Below are 6,872 nucleotides of genomic sequence, written 5' to 3'. Positions count from 1 at the left end.
GGCTGCCCGCGCACGCGGCGCTGGCCGGGGGCGTGGCGGCGCTGGTGGGCGCGGGGCTGACGCTCGCGGCGCGGGGCCGGGCGGCGCGGTGGCTGCCGTCCCCGGTGGCCATGGGCATCGGCTTCATCCTGCCCGCGTACTTCGCGGTGACGCTGTGCCTGGGCGCCGTCGTGGCGGCGGTGGCGCGCTGGCGCGCTCCGGAGGCGACGGACCGCAACGTGCCCGCGCTCGCGGCGGGGGCCATCGCCGCGGAGTCGCTGGGCGGCGTCCTCCTGGGCGCGCTCAAGCTGCTGGGCTTCATGCCCGCGGGCTGAGGCGCGCGCGCCCCCCTTGCCTCACGCGGCGGGGCCGATGTCCCAGGCCCGGGCGAGCGAGCGGCGGATGCGGCCCTCCATGAGGTTGGGCAGGAGCGCGGCGTGTCCCAGCGCCTGCTCGAGGATGCGGCGCGCCGCGTCCCGGTCCCCCCGGCGCAGCGCCGCCAGCCCCATCATCTCCAGCACCTCGAGCGGCTCCTGCTCCATCGACACCTGGGCCGACCGCTCGCGCAGCGCCTCCCAGGCCTCCGGCGTGGCGTCGCGCGTGGCCAGCTCCACCATGGCGAAGAGCACCTCCTCCGACGGGCTCAGCTCCGCGCCGGTGCGCCCCTCGGAGAGCACCTGCCGCACCTGCGCGAGCAGCTCCCGCGCGCGCGTCTGCCGCCCCGTCCACGCCATGGTGCGCGCTTGCAGCAGCAGGGCCCACGGCCGGGGCGCGACCTCCGGGTGCCGGCGCTCCAGCGCGATGGCGCGGGCGATGTGGGGCGCGGCGGCGTCCACGTCCCCCGCCTGGTAGTGCAATTCGCCCAGGTTGTGCTCGGCGAAGTACTCCCAGCCCACCATGCCCAATTCGCGCCCCAGGTGCATGAAGCGCTCCTGGTCCTTCAGCGCGCTGGCCAGGTCCTTGCGCGCCACCCACAGGTTGCGGCGGTTGTTGATGGCGCTGCCCAGGTGGAACAGGTCGCCGCGGTCCGTGCACGCCTCCACCACCTCCGCCAGCACGCGCGCCGTCTCGTCGATGTCGCCCAGGTTGGGGAGGATGACGGCGAGCAGCAGCTGCGCCACCACCTGCGTCTCGTAGCCCGCGTCCCCCAGCCGGCGGGCGCGCTCGGCGGCGGCCTCCAGCGGCGCGCGCGCCTCCTGCCACTCGCCCTTGCGGAACAGCGCGCGCCCCAGCGCGAGCAGCAGCCGCACCTGCACGTAGGGCGAGTCGACCTGTGACGCCAGCGCCTGGGCCTCGTAGGCGCGCGCCTCGCTGCGCGGGTAGTCGTTCACCCAGTCGAGCGCCATGGCCTCGTCCAGGAGCAGCTCCAGCCGCGAGCGCGCGTCGCCCAGGCGGACGGCCCGCTCGCGCGCGTCGGCGAAGTCCGCCAGCGAGTCGTCATACCGGCCGATGCGGATGCGCATCAGCCCGCGCCCGCGCAGCGCCGTCAGGCAGCGCAGCTCGTCCGTGGGCTCCAGCAGCTCCAGGGCGCGCGTGTACATGGCCTCCGCGTCGAGGAACGCGTGGCGGCCCCGCGCGGACTCGGCCAGGTCGATGGAGAGCGCGGCGGCCTCCTCGCGCAGGTTGGCGGCGGCCGCGTGCAGCGCCAGGCGCGGCAGGCGCTGCCGCTCGCTGGCGCCCGCGGGGCCCAGGAAGTAGCGGTACGCGGCGTGGTGGATGCGCAGCCGCTCGGCGGCGGGCAGCGTGGCCGCCACCGCCTCGCGCAGCAGCTCGTTGCGGAAGCTCAGGCCCTCCTGCCGGTGGGACACGAGCAGGCCGGAGTCGAGCAGCCGCCGCGTGGCGTGGCCCGCGTCGAGCGGGAAGCCCCCGGCGGCGCCGTCGCGCTCCAGCTCCCGCACCACGCCCTCCGCCGTGGCCGCCGTGAAGTCCGTGCCCAGCAGCGCGCACAGCCGCGCGTGCGCCGCGAGCGACGCGGGCAGCGCCCCCAGCTCGCGGTCCGCCAGCCACTCCACCAGCCGCAGCTCGGGCACCTTCTCCAGCCCGTCCGTGACCAGGTACCAGCTCCCGCCCGGGGCGCGCTGGCGCACCAGCCCCTGGCGCTTGAGGCCGCGCACCAGCTCCACCATGTAGAGCGGCACGTGCTGCGCGCGCTCGACGATGCGCTCCACCGCCTGCGCCGGCACGTTCTCCACCGGCTTGAGCAGCAGCCGGCACAGCTCCTGCGCCTGCTCGCCGGCCAGCGGCCGCAGCGACACCGTGTCCTGCCGGGCCGCGCGGGCACCCCACATGGGGCGGCTGCGCTCGAACCCGGGCCGCGCCAGCACGCACACCCACAGGGGCACGCTGGCCTCGGCGAGGCTCGCGTACTCCAGCGCGTCCAGCGCCGTCTCCTCGGCGAAGTGCGCGTCGTCGATGACCAGGCACAGCGGCCGGTCGCGCGCGGTGGCCGACAGCAGCTCACCCGTCGCGCGCATGGCCAGCGAGCGCAGCGCGCCCGGCGCCGCCGCCCAGCTCTGCAGCTCCGGCCCGCCCGGCGCGTACCAGCCCAGCGTCGCGGCCACGCCGGGCCACAGCTCCGCGCCCAGCGTGGGGCCCAGCCGCTTCATGATGGCCGCGCGGCCCTGCTCCTCCGTGTCCGTCTGGTCGCTCTCGAAGCCGTTGAGCGCGCAGCGCAGGAGCGTGCGTAGCGTGCCGTCCGGGTCGCCCTGCACCGGCTCGCGCGAGCGCGTGCCGTACACCCGCGCGCCCGGCAGCAGCGCCTGCAGCTCCCGCAGCAGCGCGGCGGCGAGGTGGCTCTTGCCCAGCCCCCGGTCGCCCATGACGGTGACGAGCGTGGGCGCCGCCTCGCCCACCGCCGCGCGGGCGCTCTCCAGGAGATAGGACGTCTCCAGCTCCCGGCCCACCAGCACCTCGCTGCCCAGCTGGAGCACGGTGATGTCCGGCCGGGGCGCGAAGCCGGGGGACGCGGGGCGCAGGAGGCCCGGCTGTCCGGGTACGTCCGTGCACGGCACCTCCGGCACCGCCTCCGCGGCGGCGGGCGACAGGAGCACGCCCTGCGTGTCCGGCCCGGCGGGGTAGCGGTCCGCGCGCGAGAGGATGGCGCCCAGGTAGCGCGGCGTGCCGGTGGGGCGGCGCTGCACGGTGACGGCGGACACGTCCACCAGCGCGCCCGTGGCCAGGCCCCGCTCGGCCAGCCCCTCACCGGCGCGCATGGCCCGGCGCACGGGGTTCTCCCCCACGTCCGGGTCGAACACGGCGGCGATGCGCGGCCCGTCCGTGAAGGCCATGTGGCCCCCGTAGGAGGCCAGCCCCTTCTGCACGCTGACGGGGTTGGCGCGCGAGGTGAGGAAGAGGATGGCGACGGAGCGGCGCACCTGCGCGGGGCGCGGCTCTCCCGGCGCCGTGGGGCGGGGCGGGCTGGGCTCGCTGGGGCGGTAGGCGTGGGTGAGCGCCTCGCGCAGGGCGATGCCCAGCACGCTCGCGTTCTCCGGACGGCGGGCGCGCTCCTTGGCCAGGCAGCGCAGCACCACCTCCTCCAGCGCGGGCGGCACCGGCGCGAAGTCCGAGGGCGGAGGGGGCCGGAGCGCCATGTGCGCCTGGAGCACGTCCGGCGTGTTGCCGAAGAACGGCGGCCGGCCCGTGAGCATCTCGTAGAGCAGCACCCCCAGCGCGTACACGTCCGTGCGCGTGTCCACGTCCGCGGTGCCCGTGCACTGCTCGGGCGCCATGTACTCCGCGGTGCCCGCGAAGCCGGACGTGTCGCTCGTCGTCGGGCCCTCGCTGAGCAGCGCGTGGCCCTCCGCGGTGGTGGTGCCGCGCACGAGCCCGAAGTCGAAGACGCGCACCTGCTGGCTGTCCGGGTCGAGGAACAGGTGCTCCGGCTTCAGGTCGCAGTGGGCGAGCCCGCTCGCGTGGACGCGCGCCACCGCGTCCGCCACGGCCAGCGCCAGGTCCGCCACCTCGCGCAGGGGGAGGGTGTCGGCCGTCCGCGCCAGCTTCTCCGCCAGGGTGGGGTGGTCCACGTGCTCCATGGCGATGAAGCGCGCGCCGCCGGGGAGGACACCCACCTCGTACAGCGCCGGCACGGTGGGCGGGCCCAGGATGCGCAGCGCCTCCGACTCGCGGACGAGCTGCGCGCGGGCCAGCGTGTGTCCGGTGCGGGCCAGCTTGATGGCCACCGGCTGCGCGTCCGACTCGCGGTGCGCGCGCAGCAGCACGCCGAACCCGCCTCGCGCCAGCAACCCCTCCACGCGGTAGCCCGGGATGGGCGGGGGCGGCGGCTCGGCGGGCATCACCCGCCCCGCGCCTTCGGCGGGTGTGTTCGCCGGGCACGGCGCGTGGGAACCCTCCCAACGTCGCCCGCATGTCTGGCAGCGCGGCACGAAGGGGGACTCTACGCCAAACGCCGCGGGGATTCAGGACACCCGCGGAAAGTGCCCGTGGGTGGGGCCTCGGGTCCCCACCCACGGGCGGGCGCGCTACGGCACTTCCAGCGCGCGCAACACGGTGGCGTCCGAGTCCGGCGCGCGCACCCTCAGGAGCAGCGCGGCCCCGGACCGGGCGGACGTGAAGGCGTTGGCGGCGTCCGAAGCGCTGGCGACCTTGTTGTCGTCCACCTGCACCAGCACCATGCCGGGCACCAGGCCCGCGCGCTCGGCGGGGCTGCCGGGCTCCACCGACATCACCTGCGCGCCACCTCCCTCCGCGTCACGCAGGCCGATGCCCAGCTTGCGCGACACCGGCGCGGGCGCGTTGCGCGGGGTGATCTCCTCCTCGCCCCGCTGCGCGGGACGCGTGCCCAGCGTCACCTCCAGCGTCTGGGGCTTGCCGCCGCGCACCACGTCCACCTTCACCTTGGAGTCGGGCTTGAGCAGCGCCACGCTGCGCGTGAGCGCGCCGGCGGACTCCACGGCGCGTCCCGCCACGGAGGTGATGATGTCCTCCTCCTTGAAGCCGGCGCGCGCGGCGGGGCTGCCCGGGTTGACGCCCGCCACCACGGCGCCCTTGGCCGCGTTCGACTTGAGCGCCCGCGCCAGCTCCGGCGTGAGGTCCTGCGCGGCCAGGCCCAGCCAGCCGCGGCGCACCGCGCCCGTCTCCTGCAACTGCGACAGGAGCGACCTCACCAGGTTGCTGGGCACCGCGAAGCCGATGCCGCTGGCGCCGCCGATGATGGCGGTGTTCATGCCCACCACCTCGCCCTGCATGTTGAAGAGCGGGCCGCCGGAGTTGCCGGGGTTGATGGCGGCGTCCGTCTGGAGGAAGTCGTCGTAGGGGCCGGCGTGGATGTCGCGCGCCCGGGCGGAGAGGATGCCGGCGCTGACGCTGGTCTCGAGCCCGAACGGGTTGCCGATGGCCATCACCGGGTCACCCACGCGCACCGCGTCCGAGTCCCCCAGCTTCACCGACGGCAGGTCGGCCGGCGCGCCCTTGAGCTTGAGCAGCGCCACGTCCGTGAGCGGGTCGCGTCCCAGCACCTCCGCGTCGAAGGAGCGCCCGTCCCCCAGCTTCACGCGCACCGTGTCCGCGTCCTCCACGACGTGGTTGTTGGTGAGCACCGTGCCGGACGGGTCGATGATGAAGCCCGAGCCCAGGCCCTGGCGCGCGGGCGCCTCGCCCTGCGGCATCATGCCGAAGCGTTCGGCCCAGCCCGGAGGCAGGCCCTGGATGCCGGCGACCCGGCGCGGGCGCGACTTCACCTCCACATAGACGACCGCGCCCTTCACGGAGTCGACCAGCGGCGCGAGCGAGGTGATGTTCCCGGAGGTGACGGGGTTGAAGCGCGCCTGCTGCACGGGCATGCCGGAGGGCGTGCTCGCGGCGGCGGCCACGGTGGTGTCGGGCAGCGACGCGGCGTGGGCGTCGGAGATGCCGAGCGCCTTGCCACAACCAACGCCCAGCGTCGCGGCGGGCAGCAGCGCCAGGGCACCCAGGAGTCGTCGAGAAGGGAGCGAGCAGGCCATCGTTCGTTCTCCGTGAGGCCGGAGGGCATCCGGCCGTGGAAGGGGTAGGTTCGGCCCGGGCGTGGGGAGGACGCGGACGCGCTCCTCCTGGAGGGTGGAAAGGGTCAGTCCGTTGGTCGTCCCCCGACTCCCGACGGCTGCCATGACTGGGGGCGCATCTCGTGAGGCCCCACGCCCGAACCGATGTCCGGGCCTAGTGCAGATGTCGGGCCAGCCCCCGCGCGGGGCGGCGTCTCCCTCTGTGCCATGCGCGGGAGGGCGTCCGGAGCGGGGCGTCGTGGGGCGGTGGGGCGGGGCAAAGTGCCCCGGCCGGGGCATTTCTCCCCGGGGCATCCGGCCACGTCCCAGCGGGAATGCGACGTGGCACGTCCAATGCTCTGTCCGCCCGCGCCAGGGCCGTCACCCATCCATGCGCGAGGGATGGAAGGACGGCGGCCCACCACGCGGGAAGGAGCCGACATTGATGGGGCCAGACGAGGAATGGGAGGAACAGGCGGGAACACACTCATGGCCGCTTCCTCCGATATCGCGCAGCGCCCGGCCGCGCGTGCTGGTGGCCGAGGACCAGCCGGAGATGCGGGCGTTGCTGCGCAGGGCCCTGCGGCGGCGCGGCTACGAGGTGGTGGAGGCCGAGGACGGGCCGGGCCTGGTGCAGGCCATCATCGACGGCCTGCTGGCCGACCAGACGCAGGTGCCGGACCTCATCGTCACCGACGTGCGCATGCCGGGCTACTCCGGCCTGGAGGTCGTCGCGCGGCTGCGGCGCGAGGGCTGGACGACGCCGGTCATCCTCATCACCGCCTTCGGTGACGCGCAGGTGCACCGGGAGGCGGAGCAGCTCGGCGCCGCGCGCGTGCTCGACAAGCCCTTCGCCATGGAGGACCTCTGCGACGCGGCGGAGGCGCTCGTGCCGCCGGGCCGTTGAGCGGCCGG

At 75.6% G+C, this 6,872-nt stretch carries 4 protein-coding genes; 2 read left to right on the top strand and 2 right to left on the bottom strand.

Annotation, left to right across the window (positions count from 1 at the left end; genetic code table 11):
• On the top strand, positions 1-314 hold a 314-nt coding region (locus tag LZ198_RS37080; protein ID WP_253976871.1), incomplete at its 5' end, for an OPT/YSL family transporter.
• 21 nt (positions 315-335) lie between these two features.
• Here LZ198_RS37080 and LZ198_RS37075 read toward each other — a convergent pair.
• Positions 336-4,361: a serine/threonine-protein kinase gene (locus LZ198_RS37075; RefSeq protein WP_253976870.1), complete on the bottom strand. Its 4,026-nt coding sequence runs from the start codon at positions 4,359-4,361 to the stop codon at positions 336-338.
• 96 nt (positions 4,362-4,457) lie between these two features.
• Positions 4,458-5,939, bottom strand: a complete 1,482-nt coding sequence (locus LZ198_RS37070) for a Do family serine endopeptidase (protein WP_253976869.1) — start codon at positions 5,937-5,939, stop codon at positions 4,458-4,460.
• Between the two features lie 463 nt (positions 5,940-6,402).
• Here LZ198_RS37070 and LZ198_RS37065 point away from each other — a divergent pair, with 463 nt between their 5' ends.
• Complete coding sequence (locus LZ198_RS37065; protein WP_253976868.1) at positions 6,403-6,864, top strand: response regulator; 462 nt, start codon at positions 6,403-6,405, stop codon at positions 6,862-6,864.
• Positions 6,865-6,872 lie beyond the last annotated feature (8 nt).

This window comes from Myxococcus dinghuensis (assembly GCF_024198235.1).
Taxonomy (GTDB): domain Bacteria; phylum Myxococcota; class Myxococcia; order Myxococcales; family Myxococcaceae; genus Myxococcus; species Myxococcus dinghuensis.
Note: the sequence above shows the minus strand (reverse complement) of the source record. Positions and strands in the feature narration are given on the sequence as shown.